The 22,831-nt window shown below is 68.0% G+C and carries 20 protein-coding genes; 12 read left to right on the top strand and 8 right to left on the bottom strand.

Translation table 11 applies throughout. The annotated features are described in order from the left end of the window. Nucleotides 1-72 precede the first annotated feature (72 nt). Entirely contained in the window at nt 73-789 is a 717-nt protein-coding gene (locus WEA29_01730; protein ID MEX2322474.1) for an SIMPL domain-containing protein, read from the top strand. 74 nt (nt 790-863) lie between these two features. Then, entirely contained in the window at nt 864-1,184 is a 321-nt protein-coding gene (locus WEA29_01735; protein MEX2322475.1) for a GYD domain-containing protein, read from the top strand. A gap of 12 nt (nt 1,185-1,196) precedes the next feature. Here the strand turns inward: WEA29_01735 and WEA29_01740 are convergent, their stop codons facing one another. Beyond that, nucleotides 1,197-1,655, bottom strand: a complete 459-nt coding sequence (locus WEA29_01740) for a GatB/YqeY domain-containing protein (GenBank protein ID MEX2322476.1) — start codon at nt 1,653-1,655, stop codon at nt 1,197-1,199. A gap of 156 nt (nt 1,656-1,811) precedes the next feature. Here WEA29_01740 and WEA29_01745 point away from each other — a divergent pair, with 156 nt between their 5' ends. Continuing rightward, a complete protein-coding gene (locus tag WEA29_01745; GenBank protein ID MEX2322477.1) occupies nt 1,812-2,078 on the top strand; it encodes a WhiB family transcriptional regulator in 267 nt (88 codons plus the stop codon). A 56-nt stretch (nt 2,079-2,134) separates the two neighbouring features. Here WEA29_01745 and WEA29_01750 read toward each other — a convergent pair whose 3' ends face one another. From WEA29_01750 to WEA29_01765, 4 genes are all read right to left on the bottom strand, one after another. Next, complete coding sequence (locus WEA29_01750; GenBank protein ID MEX2322478.1) at nt 2,135-2,377, bottom strand: DUF3107 family protein; 243 nt, start codon at nt 2,375-2,377, stop codon at nt 2,135-2,137. A 109-nt stretch (nt 2,378-2,486) separates the two neighbouring features. Beyond that, the gene (locus WEA29_01755; GenBank protein ID MEX2322479.1) at nt 2,487-3,575 is read right to left on the bottom strand and encodes a P-loop NTPase; all 1,089 of its coding nucleotides are present in this window, start codon (nt 3,573-3,575) and stop codon (nt 2,487-2,489) included. 201 nt (nt 3,576-3,776) lie between these two features. After that, nucleotides 3,777-5,714, bottom strand: coding sequence for a DUF2207 domain-containing protein (locus WEA29_01760; GenBank protein MEX2322480.1), 1,938 nt, complete (start codon nt 5,712-5,714; stop codon nt 3,777-3,779). After that, nucleotides 5,711-6,268, bottom strand: a complete 558-nt coding sequence (locus tag WEA29_01765; protein MEX2322481.1) for a LemA family protein — start codon at nt 6,266-6,268, stop codon at nt 5,711-5,713. Before WEA29_01765 ends, WEA29_01760 begins: the two co-directional genes overlap by 4 nt. 450 nt (nt 6,269-6,718) lie before the next feature. Here WEA29_01765 and acnA point away from each other — a divergent pair, with 450 nt between their 5' ends. From acnA to WEA29_01780, 3 genes are all read left to right on the top strand, one after another. After that, the gene (gene acnA, locus WEA29_01770) at nt 6,719-9,469 is read left to right on the top strand and encodes an aconitate hydratase AcnA (GenBank protein MEX2322482.1); all 2,751 of its coding nucleotides are present in this window, start codon (nt 6,719-6,721) and stop codon (nt 9,467-9,469) included. 62 nt (nt 9,470-9,531) lie between these two features. Next, entirely contained in the window at nt 9,532-10,563 is a 1,032-nt protein-coding gene (locus tag WEA29_01775; GenBank protein ID MEX2322483.1) for an enolase C-terminal domain-like protein, read from the top strand. A 109-nt stretch (nt 10,564-10,672) separates the two neighbouring features. Continuing rightward, nucleotides 10,673-11,257 carry a TlpA disulfide reductase family protein gene (locus WEA29_01780; protein ID MEX2322484.1) on the top strand — a complete coding sequence of 195 codons (585 nt, stop codon included), beginning with the start codon at nt 10,673-10,675 and terminating at the stop codon, nt 11,255-11,257. Nucleotides 11,258-11,265: 8 nt separating this feature from the next. On the opposite strand, the gene WEA29_01785 is transcribed toward WEA29_01780, so the two are convergent. The 3 genes from WEA29_01785 to WEA29_01795 all read right to left on the bottom strand — a co-directional run bounded on the left by WEA29_01785 (nt 11,266) and on the right by WEA29_01795 (nt 14,637). Further along, entirely contained in the window at nt 11,266-12,030 is a 765-nt protein-coding gene (locus WEA29_01785; protein MEX2322485.1) for an enoyl-CoA hydratase-related protein, read from the bottom strand. Nucleotides 12,031-12,167: 137 nt separating this feature from the next. Further along, on the bottom strand, nt 12,168-13,364 hold the full coding sequence (locus WEA29_01790; protein MEX2322486.1) for an HD domain-containing phosphohydrolase: 1,197 nt from the start codon (nt 13,362-13,364) through the stop codon (nt 12,168-12,170). Continuing rightward, nucleotides 13,357-14,637: an HD domain-containing phosphohydrolase gene (locus WEA29_01795; GenBank protein MEX2322487.1), complete on the bottom strand. Its 1,281-nt coding sequence runs from the start codon at nt 14,635-14,637 to the stop codon at nt 13,357-13,359. The genes WEA29_01790 and WEA29_01795 overlap by 8 nt, the downstream gene beginning before the upstream one ends. A 668-nt stretch (nt 14,638-15,305) precedes the next feature. On the opposite strand from WEA29_01795, the gene WEA29_01800 reads away from it, so the two are divergent. The 6 genes from WEA29_01800 to WEA29_01825 all read left to right on the top strand — a co-directional run bounded on the left by WEA29_01800 (nt 15,306) and on the right by WEA29_01825 (nt 22,781). Then, the gene (locus WEA29_01800) at nt 15,306-16,895 is read left to right on the top strand and encodes a gamma-glutamyltransferase (protein MEX2322488.1); all 1,590 of its coding nucleotides are present in this window, start codon (nt 15,306-15,308) and stop codon (nt 16,893-16,895) included. 1,082 nt (nt 16,896-17,977) lie between these two features. Then, entirely contained in the window at nt 17,978-18,298 is a 321-nt protein-coding gene (locus WEA29_01805; GenBank protein MEX2322489.1) for a helix-hairpin-helix domain-containing protein, read from the top strand. Then, a complete protein-coding gene (rlmN, locus tag WEA29_01810; protein ID MEX2322490.1) occupies nt 18,295-19,371 on the top strand; it encodes a 23S rRNA (adenine(2503)-C(2))-methyltransferase RlmN in 1,077 nt (358 codons plus the stop codon). The genes WEA29_01805 and rlmN overlap by 4 nt, the downstream gene beginning before the upstream one ends. A gap of 9 nt (nt 19,372-19,380) precedes the next feature. Next, the gene (bcp, locus tag WEA29_01815) at nt 19,381-19,839 is read left to right on the top strand and encodes a thioredoxin-dependent thiol peroxidase (protein MEX2322491.1); all 459 of its coding nucleotides are present in this window, start codon (nt 19,381-19,383) and stop codon (nt 19,837-19,839) included. 81 nt (nt 19,840-19,920) lie between these two features. Continuing rightward, nucleotides 19,921-21,741: a VanW family protein gene (locus WEA29_01820; protein ID MEX2322492.1), complete on the top strand. Its 1,821-nt coding sequence runs from the start codon at nt 19,921-19,923 to the stop codon at nt 21,739-21,741. A gap of 62 nt (nt 21,742-21,803) precedes the next feature. After that, nucleotides 21,804-22,781 (top strand): hypothetical protein, encoded by a 978-nt coding sequence (locus tag WEA29_01825; protein MEX2322493.1) that lies wholly within the window; start codon nt 21,804-21,806, stop codon nt 22,779-22,781. The last annotated feature ends 50 nt before the right edge of the window (nt 22,782-22,831 follow it).

The following is a 22,831-nucleotide window of genomic DNA, read 5'->3' on the forward strand; positions in this document are numbered from 1 at the left end:
TCGAGGAACCGGCAGACCGCGGCCGTCGTCCAATCGGCGACACACACAACCCCTAGAGAAAGCGAAACGAACATGCGCAGGTCACTGATCCTGTTGGTTGGAGTGGCCGTGCTCATCACGGCCTGCGGAACGGACGCAGGACGCGTCGGAAGCGCGAGCACCGACAAGACCACCGGGATCTCGGTGACCGGCCGGGGCCGGGTCGCCGGTACCCCGGACACGATGACCATCACCCTGGGTGTGTCGGTGCAACGCGATGGCGTGGACGAGGCGACCGCCGACGCCGCCGCCCTCACCAACGCCATCATCGGTGCCGTCACCGCCAACGGTGTGGCCGCCGAGGACGTGCAGACGGCGAACTACGCGGTCTATCCCGAGTACGACTGGTCGGGCAACCGCCAGCGCCTCATCGGCTACCGGGTCACCAACGAGCTGCGTGTCAAGGTGCGCGACCTGGACAACGCCGGTGCGGTCATCGATGCCGCCACGGCGGCCGGCGGCGACGCCATGGTCGTCGGTGGCCTGTCGTTCAGCATCGAGGACAACACGGCCCTGCTCGAGTCCGCCCGCGAGGCGGCATGGAATGACGCCGAGGCCAAGGCCCGGCAGTTGGCCGAGCTCTCCGGGGCGAGCCTCGACGGCGTCATCTCGATCGTCGAGACCATCGACCACTCGTTTCCCCCGGTGTACTTCGAGCGAGCCGCCGGGGACGATGGCGGGATGACCCCGATCGAGCCGGGGCAGTCCGACGTGACGGTGACCATCCAGGTCGTCTTCGCCATCGGCTGAGCGATGCGCAGGGGTCGGGAGCGGTGCGCTCCCGACCCCTGACGCGTCCTGGAGGCCAGCGGTAGGCTGAGTCCATGCCCAAATACCTGTTCCAGGCCAATCTCAACAGCGACGGCGTAGCCGGCATCATCCAGGAGGGCGGGACGGCCCGCGTCGGGGTGGTCAACAGTGCCATCGAGGCACTGGGCGGCACCGTCGAGGCGTTCTACTTCGCCTTCGGCGACGCCGACTCGGTGCTCATCGCCGACCTGCCCGACAACGAGGCCGCAACTGCGTTCGCCCTCGACGTGGCCGCCTCTGGCCGGGTATCGGTGACGACGACGGTGCTCGTGACCCCCGAGGAAGTCGACCGGGCCATCGCCAAGCGACCCGGATTCCGGGGTCCGGGGGCCTGACCCACCGAGGATTCAGGCGCCGAGTGCTTCGCGGACGAGGCGGTTGACCAGCGCACCGTCGACACCGCGTGGGCCGTTCTTCATGATGTGGCCGACCACCTGGCCGAGCTGCTTGGCCTCGGTCGCCTGCAGCTCCTTGATGGCGATCCGCACGACCTCCCGGGTCTCGTCTTCGGAGAGCCCCTGTGGGAGCCACCGGCTCAGATAGTCGATCTCGAAGGTGAGCTTGGTCACGGCCTCCGCGCCGCGCTCACCCAGGGCAGCGAACTCATCGCGTGCCTTGTCCATCTTCTTGCTGTAGGCAGCGATGACCGATCGGTAGAGGGCGTCGTCGGCCTCACCGGAGAAGCCGGGCTCGGTCTTCGCCCTGGACACCTCGGTCTCGATCTGACGGATCACGTCGAGACGATCGCGGTGGCGCGCCTTCATGGCGTCCTTCAATTCGGCGGTGAGTTCTTCGTGGATGGCCATACGGCCGAGAATCGTACCCGCTCGGGCATAAAACCCCGTTCGACGGGGTAGTACGAGGCGACGAAAAAACCTCTTGACCCCGGCGGGTCGGATGGCCTATCGTTCTAGGCGCTTGTGAACCCGTTCACAATGCACGAGTGAGGGACCAAGAAGATCATGTTGACCATCACCGATTGGCGAGAACTGGCGGCGTGTCGAGACTCCGACCCCAGCCTGTTCTTCCCGATCGGAACCACGGGGTCTGCGGTAGAGCAGATCGAAGCCGCCAAGGCCATCTGCGCGCAGTGCTCAGTCCAGGAAGAGTGCCTCACCTACGCCCTGGAGACGAACCAGGAAGCCGGGGTGTGGGCGGGCTATGCCGAGGACGAGCGCCGGCGCCTCCGGAAGCGCTGGCTCGCCGAGCGGCGCCGCCGCGCTTCCTGAGGGGGTGAGCGAATAGGCTCGCCCCCTGAGCGTTCCTCACTCCGCCTGAAGAACCCTCAGACGCTGAAGCCGACGCGTCGGTCCCGGCTGGGTTCGACGTCGATGTAGGCGATCTTGTCGACGACGATCCCGTGACGGTGCCCCTCGCGATCGGTCACCCACCACACCCGGGCACCGCCGGCGACGGCGTCCTCGAACTCGCGCATGAAGTGGTCGGCATCTTCGACGTCGAGGTCGACTTCGCGGGGAACTTGGCTGAGGCCGATCTTGGCGCGGATCTTGGGAATTTCGGTGACCATGGACCCACGATACCCACCAGCAGCCAGCTACCAGCTACCAGCTACCAGCCAACCACGTTCCCTCAGTGGGTCTGGCGAATCGCGAATCGCGAATTGCGAATCGCGCTGCCTACTTGATCACCAGCTCAGGGCGCATGCGCACTCGCGGGCGCATGTCGGCGATGCTCGCCGCGATCGACTCGAACGCGGTGGCTGCCTCCGAGCCGGCAGCGGCGACGGCCACCGGCTCACCCCGGTCGGCTCCCTCCCGCATCGCCGTGACCAGGGGCACCTGGCCGAGCAGGGGAACTTCGAGGTCTCCGGCGAGTTCGGTTCCGCCTCCGGATCCGAATATCTCGTAGCGTGTGCCGTCGTCTCCGGTGAACCACGACATGTTCTCGATGACGCCGAGCACGTCCTGGTTGACCTTCTCCGCCATCGCGGCCGCTCGCTTGGCGACACGCTGAGCCGTGGGCTGAGGGGTGGTGACGATGATCGCCTGCGCCCTGGGCACGAACTGCGACACCGAAATGGCGACGTCGCCGGTTCCCGGCGGCATGTCGATGATGAGGAACTCGGGCTCGTCCCACCACACGTCCTGGAGGAACTGCTCCAGCGCCTTGTGGAGCATGGGGCCGCGCCACACCACCGCCTGGTCCTGACCGACGAAGAAGTCCATCGACATGGCGCGAACACCGTGAGCCGATGGCGGGACGATGAGCGCGCCGAGGGCCTGTGGCGGCACCTCGACACCGAGCATCCGTGGTATCGAATAGCCCCACACGTCGGCGTCGATGACCCCTACATCGTGGCCGAGCCGGGCCAGCGCCACCGCCGTGTTGGCACTGATCGACGACTTCCCCACGCCACCCTTGCCCGATGCGACCAATAGGACGCGGGTCCGAGAGCCCTGGCCACCCACGATGATCGGCCGCTCCTCGCGCAGCCGATTCCCGAGTGATTCGGCATCCTCCGGTGACATGATCGCTACATCGATGGCGACGTCGTCGATCCCGTCGACCGACTTCGCAGCTGCCGCGATCGCCTGACCGAGTGGCTCGGCGTTCCAACGGGGACCAGGCACGGTGATGCCGATACGAGCCGTCGAGCCCTCCACCGAAGCCTCGCGCAGCATCCCGAGGTCACCGATCGGCCGCCGGAGGTCGGGATCCACCACACCGCTCACGGCATCGAAGACGGTCTGGTCGCTGGGGGTCATGCCCACCGATGGTACCGAGGCTCAGGCAGATGGCAGACGGCAGACGGCAGAGTGCGCGTGATGGGCCTGCGGTAGTGCTCGCCCTCCCCCCTCCCCTGACGGCTCCGCCGTCAGGTACTCCCCCCTTCGGGGGGAGAGAGTCAACAACCGGATGACGGGCAACAGGCAACCGGAAACGGGCAACGGCCGGCGAAGCCGGCCCTACCACCCCCCTCCGCCTCCGCCGCCACCGCCGCCACCGCCGCCACCCGAGAATCCGCCTCCGCCGCCGCTCCCGGAGGAGGCCGGCGGTCGGAACGAGCCGGTGAGAGCCTTCTCGATGCCGGAGATGGCATTGGACGAGTGTCCGCCGAAGCCGTGATTCCCGTACCAGTAGAGGCTGCTCGAGTCACCGAGTTCCTGCGGAGCGCGCAACCGGGCGGCCTCGAGGACGTCCTCGGCCACACCGAGGGCGATCCCATAGACCAGGAACTGCTCCCACAAGGCGAGTGAGATGGGCGGCGCCTCCTCCAGGCGGCTGAAGTCCTGGAGGTATCGCCGGAAGGCCAACCACCGCGCCGATCGCATGGCGCCGTCCTTGGAGCGACGCGCCCAGAGCACATGGCGGGTCGCCAGCCATATGGCCATGAACACGGCGAGAAACGACACCACGATCACCCCAGCGCGCATCACGCCGATGTTGAACAGGGGGAGCAGGCGATCGAGGATGGGGGCGACGACGAACAGCCCGAACAGGCACAGCAGGGCGATCAGGCCAAAGACCATGGCCGGTCCGGCGTAGCGGCCCGAGTCGTCGAGCAGCCGCTGGGACACCAGGGCCTTGCGCACGTGCTCACGAAAGTTCCCGTAGGTGGAGGCGTTGGAGGCGGCGTCCTCGCGGATCCGCTTGCGGAAGGCGGACAGCGGCTCGGCGCCACCCGAGAGGATCCGATTGACGATGGTCACCACCGACCGCTCGTAGGCGGTCAGCTTCTGATCCACATTGCCCGGGCCAATCTCGAGATCCGGGATCTGCTCCTTGCGCAGGCCACCCCAGGTGGATTCCCCCAGCGTCACCGGACGCGCCGTGTACACCCCTCTCCGGATCAGGTCGAACAGCGTGGCGGTGAATTCGGCTTCGTCGGCCTTCCCTTGAGAGACGAGGGCACCGACCAGGGCGGGCGGCAGGTCGTCGGGCGGTTCCTGCTCGTACTCACGGTCGTAGGCCACCTTGGGCTCCGACCCGTAGCGGCGAAAGACGTAGGTGACGATCAGCGGGACCGGGATGATGAACCCGAGCGCCGCCAGCAGCGCGATGCCGCGCGCCCGCTCCGCCTGGGCCGCACGCTCCTGGTCCCGCAGGTAGCGAGCATCCTGGGACCGCTCTTCCTCGAGGATCCCCTCCAGTCCGGCGCCGCCTCGGACGATGGCGCCATCCGTCGAGCCCAACACGCGGGTGGGGAAGGCGACGCGGAACTCGACCCACTGGCCGGCGGGGACACCGCTGGCCTCCAGCGTCGGGGATAGGCCGTCCTCGCCGAGGCTCGTCGAGCCCCTGACCGTCGCCGGGTGGCCCCACACGTAGACCTCGCCCGAGGTGGCACCGTCGGGGAAACGGAACTCGGCAGTGAGCTCGTCGAGGTCAAACTCCCACTCGTCGCCCCACACCTTGAGGTACACGTCGGCGACGTCGTCGTATGCGACGCTCAACCCTTGGAGCCGGTAAGCGACGGTAAACGTGCGGTCCTCGTCGGTGGCGCGGTAGTGCCACACGACCCGCATGTACGAGCCCACCCGGGTCACCCCGTACGAGCCCGGGACGTCGTCAACACCGAGCTCCGTCGAGGCGCCTGGCCGGTAGCCCGTCGATCCTTCGAAGACGCCTACTTCGGTCATCACCTCGTCGGATCGCAGCGGGATGTCGCGGTAGGCGCCGCGGAAGGAGCCGTCGAAGCGGAAGGTCAGATGCTCGTACACGATCACCGAGCCGTCGTCGTCCACCACGACCTCAATGTGCGCCCGGACGACCCGAAGGGACCGGGCGAGCGCCGCCGGCGCGACCAGGGCGACGACCAGCAGGGCCAGGAACGAGACGACGAGGAGCCGGCCAACTGGCCCCCCGCCCGCCCCGCGAACGCCGGTGGCTGCGGTACGGCTCAGAAGCGCACCTCGGGGGCGCTGCGGGCGTCGCCGTCCGTCTCGAAGTACGGCAGCGTCTGGAACCGGAAGACCGTCGCCACGATGTTCGACGGAACCGTCTGCACCGAGTTGTTGTAGGAGAGCGTGGCGTCGTTGTAGATCTGGCGGGCGACGGCGATCTTGTTCTCCGTGTCGCTCAGTTCTGCCTGCAAGTTGTTGAAGTTTTCACTGGCACGCAGTTCCGGATAGGCCTCGGCGAGCGCGAACAGGCGGCGCAGGGCACCGGTGAGCATGTTCTCGGCCTCCCCCTGCTCCGGGACCGACTTGGCGTCCATGGCGGCGGCACGCGCCTGGACCACCTCCTCGAAGGTCTGGCGCTCGTGGGACGCGTAGCCCTTGACCGTCTCGACCAGGTTGGGCACCAGGTCATAGCGACGACGAAGCTGCACGTCGACCTGCGCCCATGCGTTGTCGGTGCGGTTCCTGAGCCGGACCAAGCGGTTGTAGATGACGACTGCGAACAGCACCACCAACGCCAGTCCGGCGATGACGCCAAGAGTCACGGGATCGGGCATGAGCCGGAGTGTAACGAAAGCGCGATTCGCGATTCGCGATTCGCAATTCGCAGGACGTACCACGAGGGGGATCACGCGGTCCCCTCCCCTGTAGGGGGAGGTGGAAGCGGCCGAAGGCCGATGACGGAGGGGGAGGCCAGACGCGTCGCGAGGCCCACGAAGCGCTCGCCCTCCCCCCTCCCCTGACGGCTTCGCCGCCAGGTACTCCCCCCTTCGGGGGGAGGGACCGCGAAAGAGACCTCATCACGCGGTCCCCTCCCCTGTAGGGGGAGGTGGAAGCGGCCGAAGGCCGATGACGGAGGGGGAGGCCAGACGCGTCGCGAGGCCCACGTGGCGTTCGCCCTCCCCCCTCCCCTCCGGTCGCTTCGCTCCCTACGGGACTCCCCCCTACGGGGGGAGAGAGTGTTGACGGGCGCCGGGCGCCAGCGGGCCTTCTCCTACACTCGGCTCATGGGGCACGATCCCTTTGGAGTCAGGACCACGCTCTCGACGCCGCTCGGGGAGCGGGAGATCTGGCGTCTGGACGCCCTGGCCGATAGGACCGATCTGGACACGCTGCCCTATTCGATCAAGGTGCTTCTCGAGGCCGTGCTGCGCACCCACGACGGCCTCACGGTGCGCGACGACGACGTGCAGGCGGTCGCCGGCTATGACGCCACCAAGGTCGACGACACCGAAGTCTCCTTCCGCCCGGCCCGCGTCGTCCTCCAGGACTTCACCGGCGTCCCCGCCGTCGTCGACCTGGCGGCGATGCGCAGCGCCATCGTCCGGATGACGGGTGATCCGGCGTCGGCACGGATGGTCAACCCGCTCGTGCCATCCGACCTGGTTATCGATCATTCGGTGCAGGTGGATGCGTTCAACTCGGGGATGGCGTTCGAGATCAACAGCCGGCTCGAGTTCGAGCGCAACCGCGAGCGCTACGCCTTCCTCAAGTGGGGGCAACGCGTCTTCTCGGACCTGCGGGTGGTACCGCCTGCCACCGGCATCGTCCACCAGGTCAACCTCGAGTATCTCGCCAAGGTGGCCTGGGACAGCGGCACCGCCCTGTTCCCGGACTCGCTGGTCGGCACCGACTCGCATACGACGATGATCAACGGTCTCGGCGTGCTCGGCTGGGGGGTCGGCGGCATCGAGGCCGAGGCGGCGATGCTCGGCCAGCCCATCTACCTGTTGCTCCCGGAGGTGGTCGGCTTCCGCCTCGAGGGTTCACTCCCGGAGGGGGCCACCGCCACCGACATGGTGCTGCGGGTGACCGAGATACTGAGAGCCCACGGCGTCGTCGGTCGATTCGTCGAGTTCCACGGACCAGGCCTCGACGGGATGCCGGTGGCCAACCGGGCGACCATCGCCAACATGGCGCCCGAGTACGGCGCCACCGTCGGCTACTTCCCGGTCGACGACCAAACGACCGCCTACCTGCGGCTCACCGGGCGCGACGACGCCCTGGTCGAGACCGTCGAGCAGTACTACCGGGAGCAGGGCATGTGGCGAGACGACTCTCGCACGATCGTCTACTCCTCCAACCTCACTCTCGACCTGTCGACGATCACTCCGTCACTCGCCGGACCGAAACGCCCCCAGGACCGCATCGACCTGAGCGCGGTCAAGGAGCAGTGGCGCCAGGACCTCGTGAACCTGTTCGGCAAGGCCGGCGCCGGGGTGGGCACCACGAAGGACTGGGAAGACGAGGGCGGACAGACCATGGCACCGAAGCCTGATGCCAACGGGGCCAGCGTGACGATGGACGACGGGGAACGGTTCGATCTCGACCACGGCGACGTGGTGATTGCAGCCATCACCTCGTGTACCAACACGTCCAATCCCGAGGTGATGATCGGTGCCGGCCTGGTGGCGCGCAAGGCTCGCCAGCGTGGCCTGGTCCGAAAGCCATGGGTAAAGACCTCGTTCGCCCCCGGTTCCAAAGTGGTGACCGAGTACCTCAAGGAAGCGGGCCTGATGGACGACCTCGAGGCTCTCGGCTTCTACCTGGTCGGATACGGCTGCACCACCTGCATCGGGAACTCGGGCCCGCTGCCGGAGCCGATCAGCCGGGCGATTCACAGCCACGACCTGGTGGTCGCCTCGGTGCTCTCCGGCAACCGCAACTTCGAGGGGCGCATTTCCCCGGACGTTCGCGCCAACTTCCTGGCCTCCCCACCGCTCGTCGTCGCCTACGCCATCGCCGGCACCATGGACATCGATCTGACCACCGACCCCATCGGTCAGGACGGCCAGGGCGACGACGTGTACCTCTCCGACCTGTGGCCGACGCAGGAGGAGGTGGCAACGCTCATCGCCTCCAGCATGAGCCGGTCACAGTTCCAGGAGCAGTACGCCCGGGTCTTCGAGGGCGCCCAGGAGTGGCAGGCGGTGGCGGTGCCCGACGGCGACCTCTACGAGTGGGACCCGGCCAGCACGTACATCCAAGAGCCTCCATTCTTCGTGGACATGGCACCGACAGCCAGCCCGATCACACCGATCACCGGCGCCCGCGCCCTGCTCAAGCTCGGCGATTCGGTCACCACCGACCACATCAGCCCGGCCGGTGGCATCGCCGCCGACTCCCCGGCCGGCGAGTACCTGATCGAGCAGGGTGTCGCCCCTGCCGACTTCAACTCGTACGGGTCGCGCCGGGGCAACGACCGGGTGATGTCCCGGGGGACGTTCGCCAACATCCGCATCCGTAACGAGTTGGCTCCCGGCACCGAGGGCGGGTACACCGTCGACTTCACCGACGGTGAGGTGAAGAGCGTCTACGAGGCGGCTCGCTCGTATCGGTCGGCCGGCATCCCGCTCGTCGTCCTCGGTGGAGCCGACTACGGCATGGGATCGTCGCGTGACTGGGCGTCCAAGGGGGCCTTCCTCCTGGGTGTGGAGGCCGTCATCGTCGAGTCCTACGAGCGGATCCATCGCAGCAACCTGGTAATGATGGGCGTCTTGCCGCTCACCTACCTACCGGGCGAGAACGCGGCCAGCCTGGGCCTCGACGGGACCGAGACCTTCGACATCGCCGTCATCGACGATCTGCTCCCCCGCGCCGAGATCCCGGTCGTGGCTCACCGTGCCGATGGGTCGACCGTCGAGTTCACCGCCATCGCCCGCGTCGACGCCCCCATCGAGATCGAGTACCTGCGCCACGGCGGCATCCTCCACATGGTGCTGCGGGAAATGGCCGCCCGGCACGCGACCGGCGACTGACGACCCCCTGCAATCGGAGCCGCACTGCGCGAGACTCCCGGAATCGAGGGAAGCACCGAGCGGTGAGCATCGAGTTCGTGTCGTTGTACGAGATCCGGGTCCCCTTCCGCGACCCGCTGGTCACCCGCGACGGCACCCACGCCGAGCGCCGATCGATCCTGGTCAGGGTCTCCGACGGAACCCACGCCGGCTGGGGTGAGGCGGCGGCCTTCCCGTCGGGCCGGTTCGGCACCGCCGACGAGGCATGGGAGGCCCTGCGATCACTCGACCCGAACACCCTGCCGGCGGTACCGATCGCCTCTGCGGCCGTGCAAGCGGCCCGAGCCGACATGGAGGCCCGGCGCGCCGGGGTCCCACTGCATCGGTTCCTCGGCGGACGGCGGCGGGCGGTTGCCGCGCGCCACACGGTCGGGCTCGTCGACGATCTCCGATCGGTGATTCGCCGTCTCGAGGGGATCGTCAGCGGAGGCGTCCGCAGGATCAAGGTCAAGGTGACCCCCGGTGCCGACATCGAGCCGGTGCTCGGACTGCGAGCTGCGTTCCCGCACCTCGACATCGCCGTCGATGCCAACGGCAGCTACGACGACCCGTTCGACATCGCCTTCGACGCCCTCGACCACCTCGGAGTGTCGGTGATCGACCAGCCGTTCCCATCGGACGCGCTCGACGCCCACGCCGCGCTGCGCCGCCGAGGGCTCACCATGCAAGTGTGCCTCGACGAGTCGATCGCGTCGGTCGCCAGCGCGGTCACCGCCATGGCGGCACATGCGGCCGACATCGTCTCGGTCAAGGTGGGGAGGATGGGCTTCGAGGCGTCCCGAGCGATCCTCGCCTCGGGGCGCGCCACCGGCACCGGATTCAAGGTCGGCGGGACCTTCGACACGGCGATCGGACGCCGTCACCTCCTCGCCTTCGCCACGCTGGCCGGCGTCACCGACGCCGAGGTGGCGCCACCCTCGGGGTACCTCGCCGCCGACATAGCCGAGTACCCCGCGCTCGACGACGGCACGATCACCCCCGACGACGCCCCGGGGATCGGCGTGGAGCCGGATATGGATCGCGTGGGCGAGCTGTTGGTGAGAAAGCGCGATTAGCGATTCGCAATTCGCGATTCGCCAGAGGCCACCGACGCTCGCGTAACGAAGCTCTTGCGAATTGCGACCTGCGAATCGTGAATTGCGAACTCCTCCTACCCTCACAACCATGGAAGTCGACTCGCCCGAACCAGCGCGGCGGCGCCGCAACCGGTGGCCGCTGGGGATGCTCACCTTGTTGGTGGTGGCGGTGACGGTGGTCGCCGTGGTCCTGCTGCGCGACGACACCCCACCGGACGACGGGGTCGGGCTGATCACGGTGCCGGACTTCGGCGTCAGAGTCGGGGATGTAGCGCCGTTGTTCTCGATCGAACTCATCGGCGGGGGTCGGTTCAGCCTCACCGATCACCTCGAAGCGGGTGGCGGACCGGTGGTGCTCAACCTGTGGGCGTCGTGGTGCACCCCGTGTCGCGAGGAGATGCCGCGCCTCGACGCTGCGTCCCGACGCCACCCTGATGTGTACTTCCTGGGTGTGGCCATCGAGGACGACCCTGCAGCTGCCCGGGACTTCGCCGCCGAGATCGGCGTGAGTTACGCGCTGGCCATCGACGAGGCCGACCGGGTCGCCCGCCGTTATCCCGCTTTCGGACTCCCCGCCACCTACCTGATCTCCTCAGACGGCACCATCGCCCAGGTCTTCTACGGGCTGATGTCGGAGCAGCAGATCGCCGACGCGCTCGCCACCCTGGACTGAACGGGCGACTACGAAGGCCAGTCGGGATGACGCTTTTCGAGGAAGGCAGCCACTCCCTCGGCGGCCGCGTCGGTCGACGCCACCGTGGTGAGCGCGGTGTGGAGATGCTGGAGCGCCGCAGTGAAGTCGAGGTCCTCGACCGCGTAGAAGGCGTCCTTGCCCATGCGCATCACGGTCGGACTGGTGGCGGCGATGCCGCCGACCACGAGGTCCACCGCATCGTCCAGGTCGTCGCGACCGACCACCCGTGACACCACCCCGAGCCGATGCGCCTCCTCGGCGCTGATTCGACGCCCGGTGATCATCAGTTCGAGGGCGGCCTTGTGGGGCATCACCCGCTGGAGTACTGCGGTGATCATCATCGGCCAGAGCCCGACCTTGATCTCGGGAAGGCCGAAAGTGGCGTCGTCGGCGGCGACGACGATGTCACAGGCGGCGGCGAGACCGAATCCGCCGGCGAGGGCATGCCCGTTGACCCGAGCCACGGTGGGTTTGCCGCAACCGCGGAGGGCGAGTACCAGCCGGACCATCGCGCCCCGGGCGTCGTGATCGCCGATCGGATCATCCACGAACCCCCCGCTCAGGTCCCCTCCCGCCGAGAACGCCATTCCCCCGGCGCCGGTCACGACGATCGCCCGCACAGAGTCGTCAGCCGCCGCCTGCCGGACAAGGCCCGCCATTTCGTCCATGGCGGCATTGGAAAGCGGATTGTGCCGCTCGGGATCGTCCATGGTGATCGTGGCCCGCGGCGGCGCTAGGTCGTATCGGAGCATGGGGCAAGGCTACCGCTGGAGGCGCCTGCGGCGCCGTACTTCAACGCTTAACGCTCAACGCCCGACGCGGTATTGCGTTGAGCGTTGAGCGTTGAGCGTTTCTCTGATGACGGTCGACGGTCGACGGACGACGGCCCCTATGCTGCCACCACGCCCCGGCGCTGGAGGATACGGCGGAGGGCGGCGACGACGGCCGGGTCGAAGTCGTAGGCGGCGCCCCGGTGCAAGTACTCCAGAGACTCCATCGGGCTGAGCCCGTTGACCAGTTGCCCGTCGTAGGCGCCGACCACCCGCAGCACCTGAGCACTACCGGGTACCGATTCGTCCTTCTGCTCCCCCGGTCGCCGATACGGACTGTGCTGAACGGCAACGATCTCGCCGACGGGGGCCATGTAGGCGGCCTCCGAGATGATCACCGACGACCAGGTGGCGACGTCGGTCAGGGTGTATGCACCGGCCGCCATGCCCGGGTTGGCCAGAACCACCTTGCCGATGTCGTGGAGGAGCGCCGCGTACTCCACTCGCTTGAGGTCGGTGCCCGACAACCCCACCTCGGCACCGACGGCCAGGGCGAGCTCGGCACAGCGCTCGGCGTGACCCGAGTCGACCAGGCCCGCAGCCTCCGGGATGTGGCTCAGCGCCGCCATCGTCTCGCGATAGGTGCGGTCGGTGTCGCGCAACCGCCCCAACGAGACGTGACTGAAGACGTACGGGAGGCCGGCGAGCGGCACCGACCACAATCCCATGACCCCGTAGGTGGTGGCGAACATGGCCGCCGATGCGAACACGGCGAGATACGACGGCCAGTCCTCCAGGCCCTGGACCACCAGGAGCCGCCGGGCGGTGAACCGACCCTGCTCGGAAGCGAAGGCGCGCGTGCTCGCCGATGCCACGAACCACACCGCCGCAGCGATGCACAACACGACGAGGGACGCCAGGTTGCGATGCATGGGTGACCCGACGACATACGACCCGGCGGCGAACACCAGTCCCGCTGCGACCACCGACACCGGGACCGCGGGGAACACGTCGTCGACGGCACGGCGACCGTACCGGACGTGGACGACCAGCCATCCGAATGGGAGAGCGACGCCGTAGGCGGCGACGACCATGGTGGGTGAGCCGTCGCTGAGCATGGCGACGACGGTGGCCACGGCCGCCACAAAGGTGATGTGGTTGCCCGACCGGGACGGCACGGCGAACGCATGACCGACGACATAGGCGGCGACGGCGATCCCGAACGCCACCAGGTCGGCGGCGCCGAACGCGGCTACCAGCCAGCCGACGAGTGCCGGCGTGACGAGCAGCGATGAGCGGAGGAGTCGTTCAGGCACGGACGGAACGCTCTCGAACCAGCCGCTCCACCTGAGCGGCACTCTCCTCGTCCGGGGATCCGTAGATCTCCCCGGAGGCTTCCACGGCGGCGATGAAGGCAGCAACGACCTCATCGCCCAACACACCGGCCCGCCCGCGAAGGTGTTCGAACGCCTCGGCCTGGGTCACCGCCGACCGGTAGGACCGGGTGCTGGTCATCGCATCGAAGGTGTCGGCCACGGCGAGGATGCGCGACTCGAGGGGCGGATCGGTGGCCGAGCCCTCGACCACGGCGTGATGGGCGGCCGCCACCGCGACCATGGGCGCCAGGAACGTGGCCTGGGCCAGCGAGTCTTCGACCACCCGCATGTGGCGCACCATCCGGCGGTACTCGGCGGCGTCGAGCGGCCCCGGCTTGAACAAGAGGTCTGCGGGGACGGCGACCTTGCCGACATCGTGGATGAGCGCCGCCCACCGGAGGATCTCGAGGCGCTCGTGCGACAGCCCCATCCACTCCCCCGTCGTCCGGCACAGGTGAGCGACCCGCTCGGTGTGTCCCCTGGTGTACGGATCGAGGGCCTCCACCACCTTGACGAACCCCTTGATGGTGTCCTCGTGAGCGCGGCGCAGGTTGGAGTAGGTGGCGAACCCCACGTGGCCGACGAGGAAGGTGACCATCATCAGCGGGAGGATCATCGGCCCGGCCAGGACGAAGGCGGCACCGAGGATGGCCCCGAACGCACCGAGGACCGTCAGGGCGATGTGGGTCGGCAGAGTCGCCGACCAGCTCGGCATCGCCCTCCCCGGGTACATCCGGGCGATGGCGAACCGCACCAACTGGAAGTTGACCCAGTCGTAGACCGTCGCGCCGAGGGCTGCGCCGAAAGCGAGCCTGGGAAGGTGACCGACGGTCACGGCACCCTCAGGGAGGAAGAAGGAAAAGAGCGTGACACCGGCCGACGCCGACAGAACGAGCTGCCCGAAGTTCACCGCTGGCTGACGCCACCGGCGCTGGCGGAGATCGTCGGGATGCAATACGGCGACGGCCGCCATGAGGGCAACGGCGAGGACGGCGCTCTGCCTGCCGAAGGCCACGGCGGCGGTGAACGTCACCATCGCCGACGACGAGATGTAGAGACGATCGGTGATCTCGACGGACGAGAACTCGAGGGCGAAGAAGGTGCCGGCCAGGACGACCCACAGCGTCCACGAGTGCGGGAGCTCCTGCGTGAGGAAGAGACCGACGAGCACGGCTGCGCCGACCGCGGCGAAGGCCACGGCGAGGACGGTCATCCGGCGTTCGTGTCGTGTACTCATGGTGCGTGTGGGCGGCGAGCCCGGGTCCTATCCGTCTCAGCCGACTCGCCAGCTCATGGCTTACGAATCGGCAGGTCCATCCGGTTTGTCAGTTCCCACGGTCAACCACATATCACCTACCGCCTCCCTTCGCTGCTGACTCGACTCCGGAATCCCGGTGCCGGCATCGTCTTCGCTCGTGAGGTGTCTTGTCAGTTGTAGATGACCCGGGCTCGCCCGGGGTCGGTCGATCGTCCGAATCACTTCGGCATGGTCACGGCCCACCTTCAGTAATTAGGTGGGGCCTGTCCGACCCACTCCACTACGCACAAAAGCGGACGCCCCCCGCACCAACGGGGAGACATCCGCCCAATGAGCACGATACCCAGGCTGCCAGAGTGTCGAGACCAGTTTTCGCGATCTGTCCCCCACTTTCGACACACTGCAGCCAGTTCGGCCACTAGGAGTAGCGATATGCGCGTCGCGACGACCAAATGGCATCGCCAAGATAAGACATGAGGTCGGGGCGACCACGTCTTCCGTCCTCCGTCTTCAGACAAACGCTCAACGCTCAACGCAATACCCGGCTCCGGCGTTGAGCGTTGAGCGTTGAGCGTTGAGCGTGTACCAAGTACCGGCGGACGCGCATCCCTAGGCTCAACCAGGTGCAACCCGCCCCTGCCGACGTCTCGACCCACACCACTCCCGGCGCGGTGGCCGTCACCCCGCATCATCTCGCCACCGAGACTGCGGTGCGGGTCATGGCCGACGGCGGTACGGCGGCGGATGCGCTCGTCGCCGCCAACGCGGTCCTCGGCATGGTGCTGCCGACGACCTGCGGGATCGGCGGCGACCTCTTCGCCATGGTCCACCGGCCCGGCATGGATCGCCCCGACGTGCTCAACGCCTCCGGACGGGCCGGCGAAGGGGCCGACGCGGCCCGCCTCCGCGCGGCCGGCCACACCACGCTCGATCTGCGGTCCGCCGACACCGTCACCGTGCCCGGCTGCGTGGACGGGTGGGAGGCGCTGCTTGCCCGTCACGGCACCCAACCCTTGGCGGACCTGCTGGCACCGGCGATCGAACTCGGTGAGGACGGGTTCGAGGTCTCCTCCGAGCTGAGCTCCGACCTGGGCAGGATCGAGGGCTTCGTCGCCCATCAGGCCGGAGCGGCAAGCCTCTACCCGGACGGATCGGTGCCCGCGCCCGGCGCGATGATCACTCGACGGGATCTCGCCAGCACCCTCAGCGGTATCGCCCGCGACGGCCGTGACGGCTTCTACCGGGGACCGATCGGTGCCGCCATCACCCAAGCGACCGACGGCATCCTCACCGCCAACGACCTGGCGAGCAACCATCCCGACTGGGTGGAGGCGATCGGCGCCCAGGTGTTCGGACTCGACGGCTGGACGGTGCCGCCGAACAGCCAGGGATACCTGACGATCGCGGCCGCGCTCCTCCTCGAAGCGCTCGAGCCGCCGAACGATCCTGAGGATCCCGGGTTCCACCACGCCGTCATCGAGGCGTATCGGGCCGTCGCCTGGGAGCGTGACGACCTGGTGGCCGACCCGGACCACGCTCCACTCGACGCCGCCGAACTGCTCGACCCGCAGCGGATCATGGACCGCCTGCCACGACTGTCGGCCGACAGCGTCACGCGCTGGCCGGTGCCGGATCCGGCACCGGGCGGAACGGCCTACTTCTGTGCCGTCGATGCCGACGGCATGGCGGTCTCGATGATCCAGTCGAACTTCACCGGGATCGGCTCCGGAATCGTCGCCGGTACGACCGGAGTGTTCCTACACAACCGCGGCGGCTGCTTCAACCTCACGCCGGGGCACGCGAACGAACTCGCCCCCGGCAAGCGTCCGCTCCACACCCTGTCCCCGACGCTGTGGACCCGTGATGGGTCTCCCGCCATGGTGCTCGGGACCCGCGGGGGGCATCAGCAGCCCCAGTACCTCGTCCAGATGGTGGCCCGGCTCCTCATCGGCGGGATGGGGGTGAGGGAGGCGCAGGCGGCGCCCCGCTGGCAGGCCGACGCCATCGATCCGCTGGGTTCAGCGATCGCCGTCGAAGTCGGGATGCCGGAAGGCGTCGTGGTCGGACTCGTCGAGCGGGGCCACACGGTCTACCGCCGTCCCGACGCCCCCGCTGGATGGGGACCGATCTCGGTCGTGACGATCGACGACACCGGTACCCGACGAGCGGCCGCGGACCCGAGGGTCAGTACGGCCGGCGCGGACGGCGACTAGGGGCCGCACCGCCTGCTCCTCGGCAACCTCCCGGCGTTGCTCGACAGCGGCAAAGGCGGCCTCACGCAGTTCACGAGCGACCCGCTGTCTGTCACGCCTACCCTGGTACGCCATCCACACCGCGAAGAGGATGGTCCCGGCTACCAGGATGGCGCCGATGATCCACTCCCTGCTGCCGCCGAGGATGGAACCCGACTCGTCGAAGAGAGCCAGCCGCCACGCCTCGTCAGCAGTCTCGATGTCGGCATCGAACGGCTCCGACACGACCGCCGGACCCAACATCTCGACGGCGAACTCGGTGAAGTCCCCGGCGCCACCGAACCTGACCTCGGGGTTCCACACGATCGGATCGGCGATCGCGGGTCCTTCCAGCCACGGCGTCGGCGGCCACGGCTCGCGTAGGCCGATGTTCTGGCGAACAAGTGCCAGATGGACGCTCTTCGTGGTGTCGTTGAACCGGTTGCGGTACCAGCCGAGCACCTCCTTGGCGAAACCGGCAGGATAGGTCCCGTCGCTGACCCGCCACTGCGCGAGGTGGACCAGACCGCGTTGGATGCTTCCCTCCACGGTCCCGATCAGCCAGGAAGACACCACGATCAACCCCTCGCCACCGAAGGCGGCGGCCCGTAGGTGCTGGTTGCCGTGCCAGCCGAGTGCCACGCCGTCGAGCGGGAGCTCGTCGGCGAAGACGCAGACGGCGACGCCGTCGAGACCACCGATGGTGTCGTCGATGACCGATGCCGCCTCGGCGGTGGCGTCGGCCCACCGCTGCGCCGCCTGTTCGCCAATCCCTGCGGTGAACACCCGCGCCGGCCCGGCGGAGAGCTCGTGCTCGAACGACACGGCTGGAAACCGATCGGTGCACGAGGCAGCCGGGGCCGCACCCCCCAGTGCAGGGCTGGCCACCGACAAAGCCATCGAGGCGACGACCAGGGCCACGCCGCGACGAAGACCGGGGGAAAGGAGAAAGTGGCTCATGAGCGCTCGCACCCATCGTACCGACCACCGCGAAACAAGCCGTAAAGCGCCCGATTCCACACTCGGAACAGCGATAGGGCCTCGACGGTCATACAATCCAGATCGTGAAAGGACGCAGCACCATCATCGCGACGGCGATCGCCGGCCTACTCGCCGGACTGTCGGTGGCTCGTTGGATCCAGAAGACCCGGAAGCAGGCTGGCTCGGATACCCCAGGAGCCGCCACCGCCGAGTCCGAGGCCGACCTGATCGACATCAAGGGGATCGGCCCGGTCTTTCGACAGCGACTCGTCAAAGCGGGCATCGACTCGTTCGACGAACTCGTCGAGGCGGGGGCAGCCAAGGTGGCGACCGTGACCGGTGTAGGCGAGATCGCCGCCGCCGATTGGATCGCGCAAGCGATCACCCTCGCCGCCTCGTCTTGACCGATCGCCCCAGTCCCTACCTGGAGCGTCCAGAGCACCTCGGCGACCGCCTCCCAGGGGAGCCCCGCTACCGCACCGATCAGGTCCGTGAGTGGCTCTACCGGCACCCGGTGACGGTCGTCGACGCCATGACCAACCTTCCCGGCTCGGTGAGGGAGTGCCTCGAACCGCTGTGGCCCTTTGACGTCGAGACCGAGCAGACCACCGATCGCGGCCGAACGATCAAGACCCTGTACCGCACCACTGACGGGGCGGCGATCGAGTCGGTGCTGATGGGCTACCAGAAGCGCACCACGCTGTGTGTGAGCAGCCAGGCGGGTTGCGCCATGCGCTGCACCTTCTGCGCCACGGGCCAGTTCGGGTTCGAGCGCCACCTCGATGCGGGTGAGATCGCGGCCCAGGTGGCGCACGCCAACGCCAGACTCCGGGCCGAGCCCATGCAGTCCGCACCGGGCCGCGTGACCAACGTCGTCTTCATGGGCATGGGCGAACCGCTCGCCAACTTCGACAACGTCGCCGAGTCGATCCGGCGAATGATCGAGCACATGGGGATGTCCGCCCGATCGATCACCGTGTCCACCGTGGGGGTCGTGCCCGGGATCCACCGCCTCGCCGAGCTCCCCTGGCCGGTGACGCTCGCCGTCAGCCTGCACGCTGCCGACGACGCCCTCCGGGAGTCGCTCGTCCCGCTCAACCATCGGTATCCGATCAGCGACCTGCTGGAGGCGGCGCGGCGCTTCCAGAGTGGGAAGGGTCGGCGAGTCACCCTGGAGTGGACCCTGATGAGGGATGTCAACGACGACGCCCACCAGGCACGGGCTCTGGCCGCCATCGCCCGGGATCTCGGCGCCCACGTCAACCTGATCCCGCTCAATCCCACGCCCCTCGCCCTGCAGCAGCGGCCCGACCCCGAGCGCATCGAGGCGTTCCGGGCAGAGGTCGAACGGCATGGCACCACCGTCACCTTGCGCGACACCCGCGGGACCGACATCGACGCCGCCTGTGGTCAGCTCCGGGTGTCCAGCGAGATCCGAGTACGACGCCGGATCCTGGCGGTCGAAGAGGATCGGTAACCTCGCCGCATGGCACTCGATTCCGGTGACCGGGCCCCCGACTTCGCCGCCACCGACCACGATGGTCGCACGGTGCGACTCGCCGACTACGCCGGAAAGGGTCTCGTCCTTTACTTCTACCCCAAAGCGTTCACCCCTGGATGCACGACCCAGGCGTGCGACCTCCGCGACCGCTACCAGACGTTCGCCGCCGCCGGGTACGAGGTCGTCGGCATCAGCCCCGACCCTCCTGAGCGCCTCGCCGAGTTTCGTGGCGAACACGACCTGCCGTTCTCGATGCTGTCCGATCAGGACCACGCCATCGCCCGCGCCTACGGCGCCTACGGCACCAAGAAGAACTACGGACGCGAGTACGAGGGGATCATCCGCTCCACGTTCGTGATCGGTTCCGACGGCCGCGTCGTGGATGCCTGGATCAATGTGCGTGCCAAGGGTCACGGCGATCGCCTGGCGCGGCTCCTGAGCTGACCCGCCCCCGGGCGGAAGGGACTCTTCGTAGCAAACGGTCGCTCCTACACTCACCAGTCCCGAGTCCTCGCCGGATAGGTCATGCCGAAACTTTCTCGAGATACACAACTAGGGCTACTCGCCGCCGCCTCCGTGATCGTGGTGTCGATGCTGTCGTTCGGCATCAGCCGGGCGGCGGCCGGTGACTCCATCCTCGGTGGTGTCGAGGTGTCCGGCGTCGCCCTCGGCGGCATGACGATCGACCAGGCCAGGGACCGCCTGGAGGAGCTAGAGAGCGACCTGCGCACTGCTCGAGTTCCCGTGAAGGTGGGAACCGCCAACTTCGAGCTCCAGCTCGCCTCCATCGAGTACCGGTTGGACATCGATGCCATCCTCGACCAGGCGGTGGTCAACGGCCGCACCGGCACCGTGCTCGGCCAGTTCGCCTGGTGGCTGCGTGACCTCGTCTCACCGCCGGTCGACATCCCCCTCCCCTATCGGTACGACGAGGACGCCCTCGACCTGCTGCTGCGGGGATGGGAGGTGGAGGGCCTCGCCAACCCACCGTTCCCCGGCGAGGTCGCCGTCGTCGACAACGAGATCACCTACGCCTATCCTGCCGCCGGCACCGGGATCGATCGTGAAGCGGCCGTCGCCCTGATCAGTGCTTCGATCGGCGACCTGGGTCACCCGGCGGTCGTGCTGCCGACCACGATCCTGCTGCCGAGGGTCACCGCGGGCGATGTCGACGCCGCGGTGGCGGAGACCGAGCGACTGCTCGACGGCGGCGTCACCCTCACCGACGCGCCGTTCGGACGCGAGGTGGTGATTCCTCGGGACGTGCTGGGTACGGCCCTGGTGATCACCCTCGACGAGTCCATCCCCGAACCCGAGTTCGACTTCGCCGTCGACACCGAGCCACTCGTCGGCTTCCTCGACGGATTCGCCGAGTTCCTCGACAATGAGCCGGGCGATGCCGAGATCCTGATCGACGTCGAGACCGACGAGATCACCCTGGTTCCGAGTGTCCCGGTCTACGCCACCGACGAGGATCTGATCGCTGACGCCGTCTGGGAGGCGATGAACGATCCCGATCGCGCCGGGATCCTGCCCCTGAAGATCGTCGAGGACGCCGACTTCTCGACCGGCGACGCCGAGGCGCTCGGGATCAAGGAGCTCCTCGGGGAGTTCACCACCCACCACGCGTGCTGCCAGCGCCGCGTGATCAACATCCAACTGATGGCCGACGAGGTCGACGGGGCGCTGGTCCTGCCCGGTGAGGAGTTCTCACTCAACGACCGGGTGGGTCGCCGTACCTCCGTCCGGGGCTTCGTGTGCGCCGGCGCCCTCGTCGGCGGCGAGCTCGTGGAGGAGGGCGACGTCTGCATCGGCGGCGGCACCAGTCAGTTCACCACCACGCTGCACAACGCGGTCTTCTTCGCGGGTCTCGAACACGTCAGGTTCACCCCGCATTCGGCGTGGTTCAGCCGGTATCCGGAGGGCCGCGAAGCGACGATCGGATGGCGAGAGCCGGAGTACATCTTTCGCAACGACACCGAACACGCCCTGATCATCAAGACCCTGTATACCCCCGACTCGATCACTGTGAAGATTTACGGCGACAACGGGGGACTACAGGTTGAAGCCGGCCTCTCCGACCGGTACAACTTCAGCGGCATTCACGAGACCGTACGGCTCAATGACAAGCTCACCACGCCAGGCGCCTGCTCACCGGAAACGGCGGTTACGGTGCAGGGGGGCAATGGCGGATGGTCGGTGACCGTCTACCGCTACCTCACCTACGCCGACGGCACCGAAGTGACCCAGGAGTGGCGGTGGCACTACACGGGCCTCTACCGCATCAAGGAGTACAACCCGGCGACCTGCGAGGCCGAGGAAGTAGAGGAGGGCGAGACTCCCTGAGTCCGCGTACTGGTTCACCCTTCCCCATCGGTGACCCGCGGGACCCCCGCTAGGGTCGGAGCATGACAGACACGATTGATGCCCTGCTGCTGCTCGCCCTCCCGGCGTCGGGCAAGTCGGAGGTGCGGCGCTATCTCGAGCATCTCCCGCCCGACGTCTGCGCTTCGGACATGCGGCTCCGACCGACCATCCAGGTCGACGACTACCCCTACGTCCACCTCATGAGGCGCATCTCCGAGGAGCAGGTGGCGCTCGGCCTGGAGCCTTCCTTCTTCGCCGACGGCGACGAGCCATACATCTACCCCGGCGACTGGCTGACGCTGATCTACCTGCTCAACGAGGACGTGGCCGGCCTCGGCATGGTGACCGAGCACGACCCGGATCCTGCCGCGCTCCTCGACCGCTTCGACCGGGCACGAGCCCTCTCCGGAGTGACGCCAATCCCTCAGGGGGGAAGGTCCGATCTGGCTGCGGCGATTTCCGACGACGCCGCCGCTCTCGCCTCCGGCCTGCCGGTGGTCGATCAGGACCGCCTCGACGGGTCGTCTCTGCTCATCGAGTTCGCCCGGGGCGGACCGGAGGGGGCCACGCTGCCCCTCGATCCGCCGCTCGGCTACCAGCACTCACTAGCGGCGCTCCATCCTGTGATCCTCGACAAGGCGTCGATCCTCTACGTGTGGGTCACGCCCGAGGAGAGCCGGCGCCGTAACCAGGAGCGGGCCCTGCCCGGACCCGAGGGGGACGCGTCCATCCTCCACCACGGCGTTCCCGAGGCCGTGATGCGCGGCGACTACGGCACCGACGACATGAACTGGCTCGAGCAGACGTCACCGGTACCCGGGACCATCGACGTGGACCGCGGCGACATGGGACGCCATCGGCTGCCCTTCGCCCGGTTCGACAACCGCGACGACCTCACCTCGTTCCTTCGGGGTGAGCCTGACGATTGGCCGAGCGACGAAGTGGAGCGACTCCACACCGAACTCGCCGCTGCGTTTGGCGAACTGGGCGATCGTCTGAGTCTTCGGTCGCCGTCTTAGGGGGTGCGCGAATAGGCTCGCCCCGGGATCAGGTTTCGGCTTGTGGCAAG

Source organism: Acidimicrobiia bacterium (assembly GCA_040902765.1).
GTDB lineage: Bacteria > Actinomycetota > Acidimicrobiia > Spongiisociales > UBA11373 > DATKBG01.

Coding starts and splice junctions, on each gene's coding strand:
- WEA29_01780 (MEX2322484.1), top strand. CDS start 10,673: ATGGAAGTCGACTCGCCCGAACCAGCGCGGCGGCGCCGCAACCGGTGG.
- WEA29_01750 (MEX2322478.1), bottom strand. CDS start 2,377: ATGGTCACCGAAATTCCCAAGATCCGCGCCAAGATCGGCCTCAGCCAA.
- acnA (MEX2322482.1), top strand. CDS start 6,719: ATGGGGCACGATCCCTTTGGAGTCAGGACCACGCTCTCGACGCCGCTC.
- WEA29_01740 (MEX2322476.1), bottom strand. CDS start 1,655: ATGGCCATCCACGAAGAACTCACCGCCGAATTGAAGGACGCCATGAAG.
- WEA29_01825 (MEX2322493.1), top strand. CDS start 21,804: ATGACAGACACGATTGATGCCCTGCTGCTGCTCGCCCTCCCGGCGTCG.
- WEA29_01735 (MEX2322475.1), top strand. CDS start 864: ATGCCCAAATACCTGTTCCAGGCCAATCTCAACAGCGACGGCGTAGCC.
- WEA29_01730 (MEX2322474.1), top strand. CDS start 73: ATGCGCAGGTCACTGATCCTGTTGGTTGGAGTGGCCGTGCTCATCACG.
- WEA29_01820 (MEX2322492.1), top strand. CDS start 19,921: ATGCCGAAACTTTCTCGAGATACACAACTAGGGCTACTCGCCGCCGCC.
- bcp (MEX2322491.1), top strand. CDS start 19,381: ATGGCACTCGATTCCGGTGACCGGGCCCCCGACTTCGCCGCCACCGAC.
- WEA29_01755 (MEX2322479.1), bottom strand. CDS start 3,575: ATGACCCCCAGCGACCAGACCGTCTTCGATGCCGTGAGCGGTGTGGTG.
- WEA29_01745 (MEX2322477.1), top strand. CDS start 1,812: ATGTTGACCATCACCGATTGGCGAGAACTGGCGGCGTGTCGAGACTCC.
- WEA29_01795 (MEX2322487.1), bottom strand. CDS start 14,637: ATGACCGTCCTCGCCGTGGCCTTCGCCGCGGTCGGCGCAGCCGTGCTC.
- WEA29_01765 (MEX2322481.1), bottom strand. CDS start 6,268: ATGCCCGATCCCGTGACTCTTGGCGTCATCGCCGGACTGGCGTTGGTG.
- WEA29_01785 (MEX2322485.1), bottom strand. CDS start 12,030: ATGCTCCGATACGACCTAGCGCCGCCGCGGGCCACGATCACCATGGAC.